17 protein-coding genes and 2 tRNA genes are annotated in these 20,547 nt (G+C 49.9%); 12 read left to right on the top strand and 7 right to left on the bottom strand.

Annotated elements, in window-relative coordinates; all coding sequences use genetic code 11:
• Positions 1-72: 72 nt before the first annotated feature.
• The 4 genes from M2133_RS10710 to M2133_RS10695 all read right to left on the bottom strand — a co-directional run bounded on the left by M2133_RS10710 (position 73) and on the right by M2133_RS10695 (position 4,854).
• Complete coding sequence (locus M2133_RS10710; RefSeq protein WP_277466120.1) at positions 73-1,050, bottom strand: HAMP domain-containing sensor histidine kinase; 978 nt, start codon at positions 1,048-1,050, stop codon at positions 73-75.
• A 3-nt stretch (positions 1,051-1,053) separates the two neighbouring features.
• Positions 1,054-1,890 carry a response regulator gene (locus M2133_RS10705; RefSeq protein WP_277466119.1) on the bottom strand — a complete coding sequence of 279 codons (837 nt, stop codon included), beginning with the start codon at positions 1,888-1,890 and terminating at the stop codon, positions 1,054-1,056.
• Between the two features lie 249 nt (positions 1,891-2,139).
• Complete coding sequence (locus M2133_RS10700) at positions 2,140-3,816, bottom strand: S41 family peptidase (RefSeq protein ID WP_277466118.1); 1,677 nt, start codon at positions 3,814-3,816, stop codon at positions 2,140-2,142.
• A 60-nt stretch (positions 3,817-3,876) separates the two neighbouring features.
• Positions 3,877-4,854 (bottom strand): adenosine kinase, encoded by a 978-nt coding sequence (locus M2133_RS10695; RefSeq protein ID WP_277466117.1) that lies wholly within the window; start codon positions 4,852-4,854, stop codon positions 3,877-3,879.
• Positions 4,855-4,959: 105 nt separating this feature from the next.
• Here M2133_RS10695 and M2133_RS10690 point away from each other — a divergent pair.
• Positions 4,960-5,033, top strand: a tRNA-Asn gene (locus M2133_RS10690).
• An 86-nt stretch (positions 5,034-5,119) separates the two neighbouring features.
• Here M2133_RS10690 and M2133_RS10685 read toward each other — a convergent pair.
• On the bottom strand, positions 5,120-6,277 hold the full coding sequence (locus tag M2133_RS10685) for a metallophosphoesterase family protein (protein ID WP_277466116.1): 1,158 nt from the start codon (positions 6,275-6,277) through the stop codon (positions 5,120-5,122).
• A 160-nt stretch (positions 6,278-6,437) separates the two neighbouring features.
• Here M2133_RS10685 and M2133_RS10680 point away from each other — a divergent pair.
• Together M2133_RS10680 and M2133_RS10675 are read left to right on the top strand one after the other, a co-directional pair.
• A tRNA-Asn gene (locus tag M2133_RS10680) sits at positions 6,438-6,511 on the top strand.
• A 77-nt stretch (positions 6,512-6,588) separates the two neighbouring features.
• On the top strand, positions 6,589-7,272 hold the full coding sequence (locus M2133_RS10675) for a DUF2461 domain-containing protein (RefSeq protein ID WP_277466115.1): 684 nt from the start codon (positions 6,589-6,591) through the stop codon (positions 7,270-7,272).
• Positions 7,273-7,383: 111 nt separating this feature from the next.
• Here M2133_RS10675 and M2133_RS10670 read toward each other — a convergent pair whose 3' ends face one another.
• Both M2133_RS10670 and M2133_RS10665 read right to left on the bottom strand, forming a co-directional pair.
• Positions 7,384-7,740 (bottom strand): HU family DNA-binding protein, encoded by a 357-nt coding sequence (locus M2133_RS10670; protein ID WP_346843243.1) that lies wholly within the window; start codon positions 7,738-7,740, stop codon positions 7,384-7,386.
• A 290-nt stretch (positions 7,741-8,030) separates the two neighbouring features.
• The gene (locus M2133_RS10665; RefSeq protein ID WP_277466113.1) at positions 8,031-9,392 is read right to left on the bottom strand and encodes a TrpB-like pyridoxal phosphate-dependent enzyme; all 1,362 of its coding nucleotides are present in this window, start codon (positions 9,390-9,392) and stop codon (positions 8,031-8,033) included.
• 152 nt (positions 9,393-9,544) lie between these two features.
• Here M2133_RS10665 and M2133_RS10660 point away from each other — a divergent pair, with 152 nt between their 5' ends.
• The 9 genes from M2133_RS10660 to M2133_RS10620 all read left to right on the top strand — a co-directional run bounded on the left by M2133_RS10660 (position 9,545) and on the right by M2133_RS10620 (position 20,532).
• Positions 9,545-10,765 (top strand): hypothetical protein, encoded by a 1,221-nt coding sequence (locus M2133_RS10660; RefSeq protein ID WP_277466112.1) that lies wholly within the window; start codon positions 9,545-9,547, stop codon positions 10,763-10,765.
• Between the two features lie 49 nt (positions 10,766-10,814).
• On the top strand, positions 10,815-12,029 hold the full coding sequence (locus M2133_RS10655; protein ID WP_277466111.1) for a cysteine desulfurase: 1,215 nt from the start codon (positions 10,815-10,817) through the stop codon (positions 12,027-12,029).
• Between the two features lie 3 nt (positions 12,030-12,032).
• A complete protein-coding gene (locus tag M2133_RS10650) occupies positions 12,033-12,425 on the top strand; it encodes a VanZ family protein (RefSeq protein WP_277466110.1) in 393 nt (130 codons plus the stop codon).
• A gap of 82 nt (positions 12,426-12,507) precedes the next feature.
• On the top strand, positions 12,508-13,107 hold the full coding sequence (locus tag M2133_RS10645) for a ribonuclease HII (RefSeq protein WP_277466109.1): 600 nt from the start codon (positions 12,508-12,510) through the stop codon (positions 13,105-13,107).
• 240 nt (positions 13,108-13,347) lie between these two features.
• Complete coding sequence (locus M2133_RS10640) at positions 13,348-15,213, top strand: hypothetical protein (protein WP_277466108.1); 1,866 nt, start codon at positions 13,348-13,350, stop codon at positions 15,211-15,213.
• A 521-nt stretch (positions 15,214-15,734) separates the two neighbouring features.
• Complete coding sequence (locus M2133_RS10635) at positions 15,735-16,607, top strand: helix-turn-helix domain-containing protein (protein ID WP_277466107.1); 873 nt, start codon at positions 15,735-15,737, stop codon at positions 16,605-16,607.
• A 139-nt stretch (positions 16,608-16,746) separates the two neighbouring features.
• Positions 16,747-17,313: a DUF3575 domain-containing protein gene (locus M2133_RS10630; protein ID WP_277466106.1), complete on the top strand. Its 567-nt coding sequence runs from the start codon at positions 16,747-16,749 to the stop codon at positions 17,311-17,313.
• Between the two features lie 22 nt (positions 17,314-17,335).
• The gene (locus M2133_RS10625) at positions 17,336-18,796 is read left to right on the top strand and encodes a DUF3868 domain-containing protein (protein WP_277466105.1); all 1,461 of its coding nucleotides are present in this window, start codon (positions 17,336-17,338) and stop codon (positions 18,794-18,796) included.
• A 29-nt stretch (positions 18,797-18,825) separates the two neighbouring features.
• Positions 18,826-20,532: an Mfa1 family fimbria major subunit gene (locus M2133_RS10620; protein ID WP_277466104.1), complete on the top strand. Its 1,707-nt coding sequence runs from the start codon at positions 18,826-18,828 to the stop codon at positions 20,530-20,532.
• Positions 20,533-20,547: the final 15 nt, after the last annotated feature.

Below are 20,547 nucleotides of genomic sequence, written 5' to 3'. Positions count from 1 at the left end.
TCCTGATAACCCTTCCCCCTATATGAATGCGTGAGTTCGGCGGCTGGTCTGCCGGACTCGCGTTTTTTTAGGTTAGAACCAGAGCGTGCACACGGTCTTTTTCCGGGGATCGGAGATGACCGTAAGTTCGCCGCCGTGCATCTGCATGATGCGTTGGGAGAGGGGGATACCGATACCGCTTCCGCCGTCTTTGGTGGAATAGAAAGGGATAAAGATATCGGATAGTTTGTCGGCAGGGATGCCGGGCCCGTTGTCGGTGATGGTGATCCTTGTTCTTCCTTCGTATATCAGCGCTTCCACGCCGATCCGGGCGTCGCTTTGCCCGGCGACGGCTTGCAGGGCGTTGCGGATCAGGTTGATCAGTGCCAGGGTAATCAGGTTGGGATCGGCCTGGACGACCAGGTCTTCCTCTGCCCGGTAGGCAATGCGTTGGCTTCCCGGCTCGGCGGCCAATAGGCGTTCCAGCTTGATAAACAAAGCGGATACCGCGATTGCTTTTCTCTCCGGATCGGGCAGGTGGGTCAACCGGTGGTACGAATCCAGAAAGCTACTCAGGTTGCGCGCCTGGTTGTTGATCACTTCCAGCCCTTCCGTCAGTTGTTCCGGGCTGTAACTTTCGGTATGCGCCAATAGATCCGCCGATAAAGAAGAGATAGGCGTGAGCGAATTGCGTATCTCATGGGTCAATACCCGCAGGATACTCTCGTAGTACAACCGTTTTTCTTCGATCTCACTGCGGCTTTCGCCCAACAGGTGGATCACCTTATTCATCTCCGCATACATATTTTGCAAAAAAGGATCATCAGCCTGATGCGGGAAATGCTGGCTGGCGTCTTTGTTGCGCAGGGAGTCGAAGAAGAGGGAGAGCTGCCGGTTCGTCCGGTTTATCAATCGGATCATATACAGGCTTATCCATAGGATAACCATCAGGCAGGCAAAAGCCAGGAAGTAAGAGGTCTTACTGATCAACAGCCCTGCCCCCAAGAGAGAAAAGCATACGATGGCAGTGATGCCCGCAATGATTTTCAGGTAGAGGCGACGACTATACATGGCTTATTCCTGTGAGAGTTCGTACTTGCGCATTTTGTTGTAGAGGGTTTGCCTACTGATATCCAACTGTTGCGCGGTGAGTGTGAGGTTGCCGTTCTTCTCTTGAAGAACCTCCCGGATAAATTGCTTTTCCATCTCTTCCAGGGTCAGTGTCGGTTCCATCGTGTCGGGCGGAGTTTCCGTATAGAAATCGTCGGCCGTTAAGGTGGTGTCTTCTTTCAACAGCAGTGCCCGCTCGATACTCTGCTCGAGCATTTGCATATTGCCTTGCCACACGAGTGTGTTCAACTTCTTCCGCGCTTCGGGTGTTAGCCGGGGCAGGGGTTTACCGTAATGGGTGGCATGTTTGTGCAAGAGGAAATCGATGAGTGGATTGATCAACTGGTCGGAGGAGTTCACCGAAACTTCACTCCGCTCATTTTTGACGGATTCACCGGTGTTTTCCGGCCTTTTCAGGCGCCTTTTCCGCCAGGCGGAAACAACTGCCTGGATCAGATTCTCGTTGTCCCAGGGTTTGACGATAAAATCCGAAGCGCCCTTTTTGAGCGAGGCCACCGCCAGGTTGATATCGCCGAAGGCGGTGATCAATACAACCGCCGGCGGGTGCTTACGCTCCAGGATCCGGTCGAGCCAGAACAGCCCTTCCCCTCCGGTCTGCTTGCCCGTCCCGAAATTCATATCCAACAGAACCACATCCACATCCTCTTCGCGCAACAGTGCCGGCAATAGTGTCGGATCGGATATGCCGACCACCGTCTGGAACTCGCGCGAAAGAATAATCCGCAACGCTTTCCACACCGCCTCATTATCATCTACTATAATAATCTTTCCGTTTCGCATATCCGTCTCGATTTCTAAAAACAAACATACGAAAATATTCTTCTTGTCCGGTCGTTGGCGGATAACGAAGTCGGCCAACTGTCTAAGAATTGGACGTTTTTTCTTTTCGGCGATCCTTTTTCTTTGTTTGGCGGCTATCAAACACGTGTTTGATAGCTGTCGAACAGCTGTTCGATAGCTGTGAAACAGTTGTTCGACAGCTGTCAAACAACAAAAAGGTACCGGTTTCTGACCGAAAACGGACGCGGATTATAAAGCTTCTTCTTCCGGTTTGTTTAATGTCTGGTGGTAGAGCTTGGGATCGGCGAGTACTTCGATGGCTTTTTGCAGCGTTTCGTCGTCTTTGAGGTTCTCGATCATCTGGCCACGTTGGTAGTAGTAGCGTTTGACGATCTCGCCGGCCAGGAGTTTCTTGACTTCCGGGCGGAAACGGTCGAAGTCTCTTTCCAGGTCGGGCGTCAATTTGGTTTCGAGGGCATTGAAGATGGTGGAGTCTTCTTTGAGGTAGCCTTCAAACTCGGCGATCTCTTTCAATTGGCTTAACACCCGGGTGCTCTGGCGGTCGTAAGTGAAGTTTTTCTCTTTGGCATACGCTTTGAGGGCTTCAAAATCTTCATCGCTCACTTCAAACGCCTCGACCGGGGGGATGGTGGGGTGCTGGATGGTCCAGTCGGTGACAAAATCGAAAAGGATATTGTCGTTCATCAGGTAATAGAGCATGGTGGGCAGGTCTTTTTCTTCCACTTCGAAGTCGGGACGCACGCCTCCACCGTCGCGTACCGGACGGCCATTGGCGGTGTGAAACACATTCGTCAGGCTATCGGGGATGGCGGCCACCGTGCCGTCGGCCCGGCGGTGGGTATAGTCGAGCTGTTGGATACATCGGCCGCTGGGGATGTAATATTTGCTGATGGTCACCTTGAGTTTACCGTCGTAAGGCAGGTCGCGGGTGGATTGCACCAGCCCTTTGCCGTACGAACGTTGTCCCACCAATACGGCGCGGTCGAGATCCTGCAACGCACCGGCGGTGATCTCGGCCGAAGAGGCTGATCCGCCGTTAATCAATACGGCGATAGGCATAACCGTGTCGAGCGGTTCGGTCGATGTGCGGTAGGTACGGTCCCACTGCCGTTGCTTGCCTTTGGTCGAGAGGATCTCTTCGCCTTTGGGCACGAACATACCGACAATCTGAATGGCTGTCTCCATCACTCCGCCGGGATTGCCGCGCAGGTCGAGGATAAGGGATTCAATCTGATGGTTGTTTTTCAGGTCTTCGAAGGCTGCTTTCACCTCGGCGCCGCTCTTATCGGTATAACCGGTCAGGTGGATATAACCGGTCTTATCCGCACGCACACCGTAGTAGGAGATCTGATCCATCACGATCTGACGGCGCACGATCTCGAACGTACGTGGTTTCTTTTCACCCGGCCGTTGGATGGTGACTTTCATCTTCGTGTTCGGAATGCCTTTGAGCAAAGAGCTGACCCGGTCGGAAGTGGCTTTCGACACGTCTTCGCCATCGATCGTCAGGAAGATATCACCGGCTTTCAGTCCGGCCAGTGCTGCCGGTTTGCCTTCGTAAGGTTCGGCCACGATCACGCCGCCTTCGGGTCCGCGTTGCCGGATCAAAGCGCCCATACCCCCGTATTCACCGGTGGTGATCAGCTTCAATTCTTCCATTTCATCTTCCGGAATGTATTCGGTATAGGGATCGAGGCCGGAGAGCATGGCGTTGATGCCGCGACGCACGGTTTTGTTCACGTCCAGGGAGTCGACATAGAACATTTCGACTTCTTTCACTAACGCATTAAAAACATCCAGGTTCTTACTTATCTCAAAACGATTATCCGTCTGTGTCTGTCCGTTGATTGTATGACTTATCAGTAGTGAAAGGACCAGCAGTCCCGTGATTATTCTTTTTTGCATTGTCTACCTATTGATCTGATTTTCATTAAAAGAGGGGTAAAAGTAAGGAAAATGTCAGGTTTACCCCAATATGTCATTTACTTTTAACTTTATTTGTTCCCAATGCCTGTCGGGGATGACCGGTCCGATGGCGTCGATCACGTAACCGGCCAATAAAGAGCCGATGCGCCCGGATTGTTCGAGGCTGGCGTTGCGTGTTTGTCCGTAGAGGAATCCGGCGGCGAAGTGATCGCCGGCGCCGGTGGTGTCGACCGGCTTGCCGCCTTCGGCATCGACGTGAACGACCGTGTCGCCACGGGCGATCAACGCGCCGTTCTTGCCCAGGGTGACCATGGCGATATCGACCATCGAGGCCAGGGTGCGTACGGCCTCTTGTGCCTGCTGCCCGGTAAAGGCCTCCGCTTCGCTCTCGTTCGAGAACAGGATATCGACGTAGTTGGGGATGATATCGTCCAGTAGCCCTTTGAAGGCATTGACGATGTTGAAATTCGAGAGGTCGAGGGCGATCTTCAAGCCCGCCTGCTTCGCTTTTTGCATCGTGGCGCGCATCAGGGGCTCGTTGACCAGCAAGTAACCTTCTATATAAATGCAGTGATAATTCTCTAATGCCTCCACCCGGATTTCGTCGGGCACCATCGTGGCGGCCGGGCCCAGGAAAGTGCCCATCGTCCGCTCGCCATCGGGCGAGATCAAGACGGTGCAACTGCCCGAAACGCCTTCAGTCCGGATAAAGTGCGGGTTTACCCCGGCTTTTTTTACTTCCTCTTCATAGTAGGCGCCTACTTCGTCGGAGCCGATCTTGCCGATAAAGCCGGTTCTTGCGCCCAGGCGCGACATCGCCCGCATCGTGTTGCAGACCGAGCCGCCCGGTGTCTGGCTTCTTTTCAATCCTTCCTGATTTTTGCGGATCCGGATCATCTGCTCTTCGCTGATCATATCCATGGCTCCTTTCTGAATGCCGATCTCCGGTAGCACCCGGTCGGATTCGAGTTGCAGCAATACATCCACCAACGCGTTGCCCATGCCTATTGTGTTCATCTTTCTATTTTTTTTCGCAAAGATATTGCATATTTCGAAAATAGCTTTTACTTTTGCAGAGCATTTTCGGAAGGGGTTCGGCGGAGCCTTTGAAAGGGCATAAATTCTTCCTTAGCTCAGTTGGTTAGAGCATCTGACTGTTAATCAGAGGGTCCTTGGTTCAAGTCCAAGAGGAAGAGCAAAAAGAAAGGGATAAATCGAAAGATTTATCCCTTTTTTCTTTGTGTGCCGGCTGATCGCCGCGTATCCGTTTAACCGGATCCCCTTAAAAACTAAATTGCCTGGTTTGCTTTCCGGTTTTGTCTTTGAGGGTCACTTCGATATTTTTTCCGTCGACGGCGACTTCCACGATCTCCTGGTTGGAGTTGGTCAGGATGGGGAAGTTATTGCCGTTTTTTCCTTTGGCCTGGAGGGAGTAGCGATGGGTATGGCCGCACAGCATCAGGTCGACGCCCGCCCGGTTGAGTATGGGGACAAAGAGTTCGCCCACCTGCAACGTGCCGTGCCAGGTGGAGGTGAATGGCGGCACATGGATCACGACAATCTTCACCGTTGCGTTTTTGAATTCCTCCGATGCCACGACCGTTTTCAGCCATTCCGCCTGTTCCTTCCGGTAGGGGTCGAAAGCGGAAAGGCCTCCATATTCAATGTCTGAATCCGGCTTGTCTTCTCCGCCGTCCAATACGATAAAGAGGGCGGGTCCGTGGCGGAAGGTGTAATAAGGCTTACCGGTAGGGGTGGGGAAGTAGTCCATAAAACGGGTGGAGAAAGGACCGCGTGTCTCATGGTTGCCCCGGGCGTAAAAGAACGGGATATTCGAGGCGAACAATTCGGTCGATTTGTTCAGAAAACCGTCGAACATCAGTTCCTCGGAATTGAGATGGCTCATCATATCGCCATTGAAGAAGATGAAATCCTGCTGGTCGAGCTTTATGCCGCTGATCAGGGAGTCCAGAAACTCACTTCGGGCATGGATATCATTGACAACGGCAAAGTGGAACGCCTCTTTCGAGCGATCGAGCGTCGTAAAGGCGAACAAACGGTTGGGATTCGTCGCCGCGATCCTTCCGAAAGAAGTATCCCAGCCCGTGTTGTCCAATACCTCACGCGAATAAACCCGGTAGCGGTAGCGGGTTCCTTTTTTCAAACCTTTGATCGTCACCCGGTGGAGCGTCCCGACCAGCTTCCGGCCGTTTTCCGTCTGGAAGAACTGCGGCCGTTCTTCGGCATAGAAATGCGTCTCGTCGTCCGGCGCCAGTTCGACCCAACCCAGGGCCTGCTGATTCGTTACCCAGACTACCGTTACTTCGTTTTCGCCCATGTTCTGCAGGTAGGGGCCATACTTGATCTCGAAAGGATATTGCGCAAACAAACTCCATTGTACCAACAGCCCGATAAGGACCAACCCAGTCTTTTTATACATAGATTCTTCTTTTAGGTGTTTCTTCTTTCTCTTCGATGGATTACAAAGGTAAAGATTTTCAGCTTACAACCGGGACCGGCTTGTTTTTTTTGGATAAAAATTTGCATATTGAAAAATAAGATTTACCTTTGCAACGCTTTTACGGAAAAGTAAGCAACATTCTTCCTTAGCTCAGTTGGTTAGAGCATCTGACTGTTAATCAGAGGGTCCTTGGTTCAAGTCCAAGAGGAAGAGCAACGAAAGAGAGTTACACGGGTTGTAGCTCTCTTTTTTTGTGTGGCGTTGATTTTTTTCCGTAACTTTGTGTACGTATGAAAACGAATAGAAACAAAGAGATCTTTCAATTCCTGCGGGAGTTGACGGTGAACAATAACCGCGAGTGGTTTCAGGCAAATAAAGAATGGTTTGATGCCTTGCGGAGTGCGTATCTGCAGCAGGTGCAGGAGTTAATCAACCGGATTGCGCTGTTTGATCCGGAGCTGACGGGCTTGGAGGCGAAAGATTGTATTTTCCGGATCTACCGGGATATACGTTTCTCTCCCAACAAAGTGCCCTACAAGACCTATCTGGGCGCTTACATGGCCAAAGGCGGCCGTAAGAGTATGTATGCCGGATACTACCTGCATCTGGAGCCAGGCAATTGCCTGCTTTCCGGAGGGATCTATATGCCGCCCAATGATTTGCTCAAGCGGCTGCGCCAGGATATCTACGATCAGATCGATGAATTTGAAGAAATCCTTGAAGCGCCGTCGTTCAAAGCGACCTATCCGGAGTTGACCGGTGAGACGCTGACCCGTATGCCTGTCGGTTTCCCGGCCGATTCACCTTATGGGCATATCTTGAAACACAAAGACTTCTCAGTCTATGCCGCTAAACCGGATACTTTCTTCGACGCGGAGGATTGGATCGATCAGGCAGTGGTCGACTACAAAACCCTGCAACCCTTTAACCGCTTCCTCAACTATACGGTGGAAGAGTATCTGGGAAGGGTGTAAAACAGATAAAGCGCAGATTGTCGCCGATCATTCATCGTGATGAATAGTCTGGGCGACCATCTGCGCTTTCGTCTGTGTTGCCGGCGTGCCGGAGTACCCGGTTGAGTATCTCTATTCTACCCGATCCGAATCCTTTTTCTCGTTGATTGATTCAAGCAGGTATTTGCCGGGTTTGAACTTCACCGACGTACGGGGCTGGATCATCACGGGCGTTCCCGTTTTGGGATTGCGTGCCAGGCGGCTTGTCTGCGGCCGGGGTTGCAAGGTACCGAACCCGGAGAAAACGATTTCTTCCCGGTTGCACATACACTCTGTAACGATCTCTATGCAAGCGTTTAATACTTTCTTTGAATCATTCTTCGACAGCATGCTTTTGCTGGCTAACGTTTCGATAAACTGCGCTTTATTCATGTAGTTAAATGTGTTAAATTGTTTGTACTTTTTTGTTGGGCATTTACTTCTATCTATTAGTTTTCAAGTGCGAAGTTACGGTTATTTAGAAAAAAAACGGAAGAAAAAAGTGTGGTCAAAACCTTTAAAATAGCGGAAAAGAGGGTTTGTTTTTGAATGAGTGCAAGGAATCGTGAATATTTAGCGTATGAAAGTCAAAGCGTGATAATTGAGCCCAACGCCAAGGATTCGTTGATGTAAATTAACACTTCAGTACTTTTGATTTATTTTATTTAACACAAAAAGCGGCGTCTTTTCCTGGATGGAAAGACGCCGCCTTTTTTGTTTCAATGGGTTTATATTATTCCTTAAAGGATCTGCTCGAGGGTGTCCAGGCTTTTATTGAGTTCTTCATCCGTCAGTTCGTGATTTCTCAGGTCGCCGGAGATGTATTGATCGTACGCTGCCATATCGATCAGGCCGTGGCCGGAGAGGTTGAAGAGGATGGTGCGCGATTTCCCTTCTTCTTTCGCGTCGAGGGCTTCTTTGATGGCGGCGGCGATCGCGTGCGACGATTCGGGCGCGGGAATAATACCTTCGGTGCGGGCAAAGAGGCTGGCGGCTTCGAACGTATCCAGTTGTTTGATATCTACCGCTTCCATCAATCCGTCGCGCATGATCTGGCTGACGATCGAACCGGCACCGTGGTAGCGCAATCCGCCGGCATGGATATGGGCGGGCGAGAAGTTATGCCCCAATGTGAACATGGGCAATAGCGGCGTGTAACCGGCTTCGTCGCCGAAGTCGTATTCGAACTTGCCGCGTGTCAGTTTTGGGCAGGATGCCGGTTCGGCCGCCACGATCCGAATGTCTTTGCCTTCCGTCAGTTTGTGGCGAAGGAAAGGGAAAGAGATACCCGAGAAGTTGGATCCGCCGCCAAAGCAACCGATCACCACGTCGGGATATTCACCGGCCATCTCCATCTGCTTTTCCGCTTCCAGCCCGATCACGGTCTGGTGCAACATCACATGGTTCAATACACTGCCCAGGGTGTATTTACAGTTCGGCGTTTGCATCGCCAGTTCGACCGCTTCCGAGATCGCCGTGCCCAGGCTGCCCTGGTAGTTCGGGTTGTCCGTCAGGATCTTGCGCCCGGCTTTCGTACTCATACTGGGCGAAGCGATCACCTGCGCGCCGAAGGTCTGCATGATCGACCGGCGATAGGGTTTCTGGTGGTAGCTGATCTTTACCATATAAACGGCCAGTTCGAGGCCAAACGCTTTGGCTGCATACGAAAGGGCGGCTCCCCACTGTCCGGCTCCCGTTTCCGTGGTGATATTGGTCACGCCCTCTTTCTTGCAGAAGTAAGCCTGCGCGAGTGCCGAGTTCAGTTTGTGTGAACCGATCGGGCTGACGCTCTCGTTCTTGAAATAGATATGCGCCGGCGTGTCCAATGCCTTCTCCAGTCCGTACGCGCGGACCAACGGGGTGGGGCGGTAGTTCTTATAGAGTTCGCGCACCTCCTCCGGAATCTCAATCCAACGATCGGTATAGTTCAGTTCCTGATGCGCCAGTTCCTTGGCAAACAGCGGATAAAGATCTTCCGGCTTCATCGGCTCCCGGGTTCCCGGATGCAGGGGAAGAAGTGGTTTGTTTTCCATATCGGCGATGATGTTGTACCATGCCATAGGGATATCCTTCTCTTCCAATAAGAATTTTTTTGTACTCATAATTATGTTGTTTCTTTACAGGTTTAATCAAATGGGTGGTTTTAGTTTACAATTTGGAAGCAAAGGAACAAATAATATTTCTAACCTCAATGGGATAACTAAAAATATGTACCTTTGTACGCGGATTGACAAACGATAAATAAAGAGAAAGAATGAAGCGAGCGTTACTCGGATTACTATGTGTTTTCCCTTTTGTATCCCTTCTTGCCCAGAAAAAAGATTTCACCTATCGTTTTTATGGTTTTGTCCGGGGTGACCTGTTCTACAATAGCCGGGCGAATGTAGCCCCCGTCGACGGGAACTTTTATATGTATCCGCTCGATCACGATTACGATACGGACGGAAAGGATATCAACGCGACCCCGAACGGGAGCTTTTATACGTTCACCACCCGCCTGGGGCTCGACCTGACCGGACCGATGGTGGGCAGTGCCCGTACGTCGGCCAAGATCGAGACCGACTTCGGCGGTTTCTCTTCAAGCACCACCATGCTGCGTATCCGCCAGGCGTATGTCGCATTGGATTGGGAGAAGACACAAGTCTTGATCGGGCAGACCTGGCATCCGCTTTCGGGTGTCTTGCCGGATGTGTTGAACCTGTCGAGCGGGGCGCCGTTTAATCCTTTCAACCGCAGCCCGTTATTGCGCGTGCAACGGCAGGTCGATAAGGTAAAACTGACCTTGGCTACCGTATGGCAGTTGCAATATACTTCCCAGGGCCCTGCCGGCGGAAGCGAAGATTATATAAAGAATAGCGGAATCCCGGAAATCGCGCTCGGGTTCGATTATGTACCGGCTAAAGGCTGGCTTTTGGGTGCCGGTGGGTATATGATCTCCCTGAAGCCGCGCACGGTCAGTGAGATGGAAAGCGGAAGATACAAAGTCAGTGAGCGCATGACCGCCTTCTCTGCCGAAGCCCACCTGAAATATACCGGTGCGAATTATACCTTTGCGGCTAAGACCATGCTCGCTTCGGCGCTCGATCATACGGCGGTGCTTGGCGGATATGGCATCTCCCATATCGATCCGCGTACCGGGGAGCAGGAGTACACCCCGTTCAAACATTCCACTTCGTGGGTCAACCTGACGGTCGGCACGAAGTGGAAAGGAAGCTTCTTCGCCGGTTATTCCAAAAACCTGGGCACGGGTGACGCCCTTGTCGCTCCGGCTGTTTACGGCAAAGGGCTGAATATCGATCGGTTGGTTATGGTCAATCCGAGTCTTTCTTATAACCTGGCGCACTGGAAGATGGGCGTGGAATATTGCCTGTCGAATGCCCAGTACGGGACGATCGAGTGGGAGTCGGGCAAGGTGAAAGATGCCCACGGGGTGACCAATCACCGCATCCTGGGACTGATGGTTTATACTTTCTGATAAACATCCGATTGTTGTCGGTTGTTCTTTATACTAAAAGAGATTCTCTATGTTTAATGTACAAGATATACGGGCCGACTTCCCGATTTTAAGTCAAAAGATCTACGACAAGCCGCTTATCTATTTCGATAACGCGGCAACAACACAGAAACCCCGGGCGGTGGTCGAGAAGATCGAAAGTGGGTATTATAATGTAAACGCGAATGTGCACCGGGGGGTGCATTTCCTGAGCCAGGCGGCGACGGAAGCCCATGAAGAGGCACGTCGGACCGTGCAACGTTTCCTTCATGCCTCCTCTCCCAACGAGATTGTTTTTACCCGCGGCACGACCGAAGCGATCAACCTGGTGGCTTCGAGCTTCGTCGACGAATATATGCAGGCCGGCGATGAGGTGATTATCTCTACGATGGAACACCATTCGAATATTGTGCCCTGGCAGATGCAGGCCGCGCGCAAAGGCATTGCGATCCGGGTGATCCCGATCGCTGACAATGGCGAATTGGATCTGGAGGCCTACAAAAAGCTCTTTTCCGAAAAGACCCGCCTGGTCTCCGTCGTTCATGTATCCAATGTATTGGGCACGGTCAATCCGGTCCGCGAGATGGTGGCCTATGCCCATGCGCAGGGCGTACCGGTTCTGGTCGACGGCGCCCAGGCAGTGCCCCACCTGGCTGTCGACGTGCAGGCGTTGGATGCCGATTTCTATACCTTCTCCGCCCATAAGATCTATGGCCCCACGGGCATGGGGGTGTTGTACGGGAAAGAAGAATGGCTGGATCGTCTGCCCCCGTATCAGGGAGGCGGCGAGATGATCGAAACGGTCACCTTCGAGAAAACGGTCTTCAACGAATTGCCTTATAAGTTCGAAGCCGGCACACCCGATTATATCGGAAGCACGGCGTTGGCTACCGCCCTCGACTATGTCTCCGCCCTGGGCATGGACCGGATCGCGGCCTACGAAGAGGAGCTCTTGCGTTATGCCACCGAAAAGATGCAGGCGATCGAAGGCATGCGTATCTTCGGCGAGGCGGCGCATAAAGGCAGTGTGATCTCTTTCCTAGTCGGGGATATCCATCATTACGATATGGGCATGTTGCTCGACCGTCTGGGTATCGCCGTGCGTACGGGCCATCATTGCGCCCAGCCCCTGATGCAACGGTTCGGCATTGAAGGCACGGTGCGCGCTTCTTTTTCTTTTTATAATACGAAAGAGGAGATCGATACGTTTATAATAGGTATAGAACGTGTGCGTAAAATGTTTTAATCGATGTGGTATTACCTGAAGAAATATCCTTTCTCCTGGATCGTTATCCTGGCGGTGATTTATCTTTCCTTTTTCAATCCGCCTGCTGTTGATGCGCCTCTTTTTCCTTATATGGATAAGGTTGCCCATTTCTGTATGTACGGCGGCCTGTCGGGCGTGCTCTGGCTTGAACATATCTGGAATCACCGCAAAGAAAACGAACGTTTGGTGCGCGGATTGACCGGCGCCACCCTCTTGCCCATCCTTTTCGGCGGCCTGATCGAACTCGCTCAGCACTACCTGACCACCAACCGCCAGGGCGATTTCGACGATTTCTTCGCCAATACCGCCGGAGTGATTGTGGCTACCTTGATTGCGTGGTTTCTGATTTGGCCCCTTATCAGAATTAAGAATTAAAAATTACGAATTACGAATGAAAGGCAGTAACTTCGCAGCTTCATTCGTAATTTTTAATTCGTAATTCGTAATTGCAAAGCGTATGCTTTTATCCTGTATTGACCCCAATCGTTATGAAGCCGGCTGTGATGAGGCCGGAAGAGGCTGTCTGGCCGGATCGGTCTTTGCGGCGGCGGTGATTCTGCCGGCGGACTTTACTCACCCGGATCTGAATGACAGCAAACAACTGAGCGAGAAGAAGCGTTATGCGCTCCGTCCGGTGATCGAACAGGAAGCCCTGGCCTGGGCGGTGGGTATCGTGACGCCGGAAGAGATCGACCGGATCAATATCCTGCGCGCCTCTTTCCTGGCCATGCACCGGGCGATCGAACAATTAAAGATCCAACCCGATCATCTGTTGATCGACGGCAACCGCTTCGATCCCTATCCCGGCATCCCGCATACCACGGTGGTCAAGGGCGACGGCAAATATTATTCCATTGCCGCTGCTTCCGTCCTCGCCAAAACCTACCGCGATGATTATATGGATGAACTGGCCGCGCAATACCCCGACTATGAATGGACAAAAAACAAAGGCTATCCCACCCGTGCCCACCGGGAAGCCATCCGCCGTGTGGGCATCACCCCTTTCCACCGGAAAACATTCACCCTTTTGCCCGAACAACTGACACTGGAGTTTTGAATTTATGACCGTCCCTATCAGAATCCGAATCGGCAGAACTATTTTGTCTTTTTCGAGGGAGTATTTGTTTGTTGATAACCGTCAACACATTTGTTGACAATTGTCAACAAATAACTACTCCCGGCAATAGGTTGATTTACTGCTTCTTATACTTGTTGAAAAAACAGGGAAAAAATCGCCTCTTTTTCGGTGCGTCATTTTATTTTGTAAATTGCTGCGCAAACTATAAATCTATTATCCATGTGTACTCCGAAATTTTATGTATTCCTGTTTGTGAGTGTCTTGTTGTTCGCGTGTAATCCTGCGCCTCAGCCGTTGCAGATGACTTTTTCTTCTGCGGAAGAGGTGTCGACGTATTCCTGGACGTTGGAGGAGTTGGCGGCGGATTTGCCCGACGACTGGTCTGCGTACAACTACCTGATCCTGGAGATGAAAGCGTCTTCGCCCCAGCGTTTCCAGACCGGCCCGATCACGCCTGAAGGGTGGGTGATGAAGAATATCCAACCTTTCCCGGGCGCCTGGCTGCGTTTCTGTATCCCGCTGGATTTCTACCGCGAACTGCCTGCTTCAGCGGTCGATATGGCGGCTACCTATAATAAGGCCCGCGATCTGGGGCAGATCAATATCCATAACGATGACCTGAATGCGTTGCGTCAGGTGACGGGGCTTGGCTTCCGCATGCATGCGCCGATCAATAATCCGACGTTGGAGATCCGTTCGGTTGCCCTGGCGATGGAGAGTCCGGGTGATACCTTGTTGCAAGAGGGATTCCTGGTGGATCGTTTCGGGCAGTGGGCCACCAAAGACTGGCCGGGGAAGGTCAAGACGATGGATGAATTACAAAAAGCCTGGGGAAAGGAAGACCAGGAATTGGCTCCGCTGTCGGACGACTTCTCCCGGTATGGCGGCTATAAATCTCAGCCGCAGCGCAAGGCGACCGGCTTTTTCCGGACGGAGAAGATCGACGATCGCTGGTGGTTTGTCGACCCCGAAGGTTATCTGTTTCTTTCCGTTGGCGTGGATTGCATGAATGCGTCGGTCAGTACCCGCATCAAAGGGCGCGAATATATCTATGAATACCTGAAAGAGGGTGCCGAACGTGCCGATTTTTATCGCTGGAATATCGAACAGCGGTATGGCGCCGACCGGGTATCGACCGCCTGGGTTGATAAAGCCGTCGAACGCATGCACGCCTGGGGATTGAATACGGTGGCCAACTGGTCGTCGCGCGATATGATCCGTTCCGACCGGATGCCTTTCGTGCTCTCGCTGCCCGGCCTGCGTTTGGAACGGGGCATTATGGGATTGCCTGATATTTATGACCCGGCTTATGCCGCGGCAATCGACGAATCGATCGGCGCTATGGCGCGGGAGTATAAGGACAACCCTTGGCTGTTGGGTTATTTCGTGGGGAACGAACAGCCTTGGCCGGGACAGGAATCGATCCTGTGCGACCGGATTCTGGCTACCGATGATACGCCGATCAAAAAGGAACTGACGGCTTTCCTGCAAAAAGAGGGCGACTCGACAGACAATCGTCGCGCCTTTATCTATCACACCTTCGACCGGTTCCTGGCGCTTGTCAATCAAACCTTGAAGAAACATGATCCGAACCACCTGAACCTGGGTATGCGCTTTGGCGGACATACGACCGACGAGCTCCTGGCGATCACCGGCAAACACTTCGATGTGTTCAGCTTCAACTGCTACGAGATGCAACCCTCGCTTGCTTTTATGCAGCGGATCGACCGGCAAACCGGCCTGCCGATCATCATTGGGGAATACCATTTCGGTGTGCCCGACCGGGGCATGGCAGCCGGTATTGTGCAGGTGGCCGACTACCGGGAGCGAGGCAATGCTTACCGTTTCTATAACGAGCAGGGTTATGCCCATCCGTCGTTGATCGGCGCCCACTGGTTTCAATGGATCGACCAGGCGAATACCGGCCGGATGGACGGCGAGAACTACAATATCGGATTATTGGACATCACCGACCGTCCTTATCCCGAGATGGTAGAGGCGATGCAGACCACGCACCGCCGTCTGTTCGACATCCACACCGGCGAGGTCTCTCCTTATAATACCCTGCCGCGCAAATCGAATTAATCAAGGAAATAGCCGGCAGCCTTTTCGAAAAAGCCGGCAGCCTTTTGGGAATAGCCGGCAGCCTTTTCGAAAAGGCTGCCGGCTTTTTATTGATAAATATGAACGTGATGAGCGGAACCGTTTTTTTGCAATTCATGAATAACAAGGCTCCATTTTGTGGAATAATGAAAAAATAGAGGTGTTAGGTATTGCGTATTAAATGATTTTGTGTTTTCTTTGTCGCGTAAACCCACTAAGTAGTAAAAACGCCAATAATAGAGAATAAGTATGAGAGTAATTGTTAACAGGCTAAGTATAGATGCTGTTATTATTCAAAAACAAGTAAAAATCTGAATTTTTTTACGGCAATTGTGAATAGAAGTATTCCAAAAGGGAATACCTTTGTTTGTGATAGCAAACTAAATTAGCGAAGTTAAATCAGCCATAGTGTCGGAATATTTTTAAAGTATATCCGTAATATTACTCTAAAGAGATAATCGTTTTACAATTAAAACAAAGTCAAATCACTAAGATTTAAGGTTATGGAATTATTGTATGCCCATGAACATCTTATTTGCGAAAATTATGAGCGAGGAAGTAATCCTTTATTTGAGAGTTTCCACTTAAAAAAGGGGAGTGTATTCGAGAAATATATTGAAGAAGCAGAAATTCTTTTTGTCATGCAAGGGGCTATGCAAGCTTTCTTCAATACGACTGAAAATTTTTATCCGGAAGACCATGTTGTGTTATTGCCTCCGGCAAGTAATCTGAAAATAGTGGCGGTGGAATCCCTGCATCTGGTAATTCTGAGAATAAAATCTTCGATCCATTTATGCAATATACAGCCCCTGGGCAAGCTTTTTTCCGAAAATGGCAAGAAAGAAAGCGCTTCAGGTACTCTTGCAATTAATGAGAGAATGAAGGACTTTTTGACCTTACTTTCTCAATGTCTTGAGGATGGATTGCGGTGTAAATGTTTCATAGAATTGAAAACGAAGGAGGTGTTTTATTATTTTCGTGCTTATTATCAGAAAGAATTGTTGGTTGCTTTTTTCTCTCCATTACTGAATAAGAATTACACTTTTACTGTGTTCGTTTTGCAGAATTATAGGAAGGTAAAAACGGTTCAGCAATTCGCCGATCTTTACGGATCTAGTCTTTCAAGCTTTGAAAAACAATTCAAATCGATTTTCAGGATGTCGACGTATCAGTGGATGACGGAGCAAAAATCGAAAGCAATATATAATGATCTTATTTATACTAATCAAACTTTAACTGAATTGACAGATGAATATGATTTTTCATCTCTTTCTCAATTTTGTGATTTCTGTAAACGGGTATTTGGCATTTCTCCGGGGAAAATACGAAGCGGGCAGAAGTGTCTTAATAATTTTCCGGGAATGATGAATAAATAGAATACTTTAGTGAATAAGTACTGTGTGAATAGTCTTTAAATTTGTCTTAAAATAAACAACAAGTAAAAAGGACGAAAAAGTGGTGCGATATTAGCCCTATTTTATTATATAGACTATTGTTAAATAAATACAGTATTTGATGAAGAAGTTATTAACTGTTTTTTGTATATTATTGAGTACTACATCGTTGTTTGGTCAGAGTGTTGCATTGAAGAATAATCTCTTGTACGATGCGACGTTGACCCCCAATTTGGGACTGGAGATCGGGTTGTCCAAACAATCCACACTCAATATTTCCGGTGGTTATAACCCGTTTAATCTGGGTGATTACAAGCGGTTTAAACATTGGTTGGTACAGCCGGAGTATCGCTATTGGTTTTGCGAGAAGTTTAATGGCACGTTTGTGGGTTTGCATCTGCATGGAGGTGAGTTCAGTGTGGCGGATTTGAAGTTGCCGTTTGGCTTTATGTCTCAGTTGCAGGATCATAAGTACGAAGGGTTCTTCTATGGGGGGGGTGTCAATTTCGGCCATCAATGGATACTGAGTAAACATTGGAGCATAGAAGCCGTTATCGGAGCCGGATATGCCCGGATTGATGCCGACAAGTACAAATGCGCTGTTTGTGGAGAGAAGATAAAATCAAAGAAATACAATTATTTCGGCCCGACTCAGGCGGCCATCTCCATTATTTATATCATTCGGTAAACTTTTAAAAATACTACGCTCTATGAACAAGCTCTACTTATATAGAAGCCTATCCGTATTCTTTTCCCTTTTTTGCCTCTTTTCCGTAGCAAAAAGCCAGAATAGCTATTCCGGGGAAATCCAATATAAAGATATTCAGTCATTCCGGCAAGGCGAAAAATTGATGATCCAGTTGTATATGGATATCAGTTCGATCAATCTGCCGAAGCAGTTAATCATCTCTCAGGTTCCGGTGATCGTATCGACAGAACCCGCGCAGGAGTATGTTTTTGATCCGATCATCCTCACCGGTGCCGTGCGCAGTAAGGTTTACCAGCGTCAAAAGGAAGATTATCTGCCTCAAGGCAAGGACCCTCTACTATATGCGACCCGGAAAAATGGGGAGAAACAATTATATCCTGTGCTGTTGACAGCTCCTTACGCGGAGTGGATGCGAAATGCGAACCTCATTTTCCGGGAAGAGGTCAGTGGCTGTGCCCATTGTGACCTGGGCAAGAAAGAGATTGTCGTGGCCGATCCTATTTTAGCACCGGTACATACGCCCACTTATGCGTTGCAATATGTTATGCCTGAGGCCGAGCCGGTGAAACACCGGAGCGAGACCTATGCCGCGCATCTGAACTTCAAAGTTGGTAAATATGAGCTGCTTCGGGATTTTGAAAACAATGCCAATGTGTTGGCGCAGGTCGACCGGATTGTCTCTGAAATCAGAGAAGATGAGAATCTGGCGATTCAAGCTTTAGAGATTGTCGGTTATGCTTCGCCGGAAGGCAATTACAATGCGAACCTCGAATTATCCAAGAACCGGACGTACGCTTTTGTGAATTATCTGGTTCGTTTCCAGCAGCTCAGTGAATCGATGATGAAAACCAATTGGAAAGGCGAAGACTGGGAAGGACTGCGTAAAAGTGTGCTTGCCTCATCCTTGCCCGACAAAGAGGCGGTGATCAGCCTGATCGATCGGAATGAGGATATCAGTAAACGCAAGGAACAGCTCAAAGCGTTGAATGGAGGCAATACGTACCGCACTTTGCTGAATACCTATTACCCTCCTCTCCGCCGGATTGAATATACGTTCGCGTATGTTGCCCGGGCGTTCGATCTGGAGGAAGCGAAAGAAGTGATCAAGTCGAAGCCCCAGCACCTGAGCCTGAATGAAATGTTCCTGGTAGCCAATTCGTATGCCAAAGGCAGTGAAGACTTCAACCGTATATTTGATATCGCCGTCCGCCTCTTCCCCGAAGATCCGATTGCCAATCTGAATGCGGCAGTACAGGAAATCGAGATGGGCGCTTTAGACCGGGCAATCGAAAGGCTTCAGCAGATCGATTGCGCGGAAGCGAAGAACAACCTGGGAGTGGCTTATGCCCGGAAAGGCGATTACATACAAGCCGGTGCGTGCTTTAAAAGGGCGGCTGAACAAGGCAATGAAGTAGCCGCTTCCAACCGGCAGGAACTGGATAAGTTTTTAGAAAACAGATAAGGAACAGTGTTTTCAGTAATAAAGACAAAATGAAAAAGATAAATTATAACATAGTCGGCTATTTGTTTGTTGCTCTCTGCATACTCTTTAATGCCTGCACGGACAATAACCAGACGATCGACCCTCCGGTGATCGCCGAAGAGGGAGAGGGTTTTCTCTCGATCAACTTAACGACGGGTCAGTCTGCGGCAACGAAAGCGCCGGTCGAAGCGATCGATCCCTGGGAACACCGGGTGAATCAGGTTTGGATCCTGCTTTATAACGAAAAGAATACACTGGATTATAAATACGTGCTCGACGTGCAGAACTACACTGCCGGGCCTTCCGTGAAACTGGAGAAATTCACGAACGTGAGTGATGAAGTCATACGCACCGAGAATGCCGAGACCTTGCGGTTTCAGAGCATTGCCCAGAGTGTAAAGAGACAGCAGTATAAGATGGTCGTCTTGGCCAATCCGCCGGCGGCGATCTTTAATTCGCTGAACATTAGTAAAGATTCCGAATTGTCGCTTCTGACCACTGCCATCACGGGTTTGCAAGCCTCAGCGATCAATAAGTTCGGCGGATACGAAGGTGATGCGGATGCCCCTTTGTTCTTTATGAGCAATGCCAATGGCTTGGTGACCGTTCCGGTTACGAAGTTATATCCGACGAAAGATGAAGCGCATGCAAGCCCGGTTCAGGTGAATATCGACCGGCTGTTGGCGAAAGTATCCGTCAAGGAGCGCGAAGGGGGAGTGAACATTACCACCAAAGATGTGGTATTGGATAAAGACCGTCCGTTGCGCTGGTATACGGATGTGACGAATAAAAGTACTTACCTGATCCGTCAATTTGCTCCGCTGGCCGGTGGTACGGAGATGGAAACGGAAGAGAACAGTCCGAAAGACCGGGAAAATGTATATGCCCGGGATCCGAATTTCGTGTTGTCGGAGAACAATGCAAACGCTTTCAATACCTGGAATAAAAACGAAGAGGTGCCTTATGCCACCTGGATATCCGATAAAGCGGCGGATAAGAAGCTCCGGACATTCCAATATGTGATGGAGAATACGTTCGATAAAGAAACGCAAAAAGATGCCGACTGGACGAAGTTTGCGACCAGGGTCGTCTTGAAGGTGCATCTGATATACAAAAATCTGCTTCTGGATCCGAACGATATCGAAAATGAAGACGATCCGAACCGGAATTATTACTCCTGTCTATTGGACGACGGCGAAGGGAAAACACAATGGCGTGTCTTTACGCAGGAACAGGCTGCGCATTGGTTAGACCGCGGATTCCCTGCTGTGGAAAAGAAAGAGGAAGAGTCGGCAGAAGAGGAAGCCGCGCGGATAGAAGAAGAGAAGTGGTTGAATCTTTTGGAGGCAAAGATCAAAAAGATACAAGGTGAGTATGGAACAGTGGCAGGCGCGTTCAATTTTGCGAACACCCAACCGCCCGGAACCGTGGAAACGCTTTACCGCTCATACGATGGCGTGACCTATCATCCGCTGGGATTGAATTATTATAGTATCCCTATCCGGCATTTCGGAAAGGCGGAAAGCGGAAGTGATGCCCGGGAGAACTATGGGTATTACGGGGTGGTACGCAACAATATGTACACGGTGACGATCAATTCCATCACCGGTCCGGGCAACGGCATATACGATTGGGAGAACCGCTTTATATCCACAGATATATCCATCACCAAATGGTATAAGCGCACGCAGTCGGTCGATCTGGAATACGACTGATCAGAGAAAAAACAA

The sequence above is a fragment of the Parabacteroides sp. PF5-6 genome, from assembly GCF_029504695.1.
Classification (GTDB): Bacteria; Bacteroidota; Bacteroidia; order Bacteroidales; family Tannerellaceae; genus QVMG01.
This window is presented reverse-complemented; position numbering and strand designations above follow the sequence as displayed.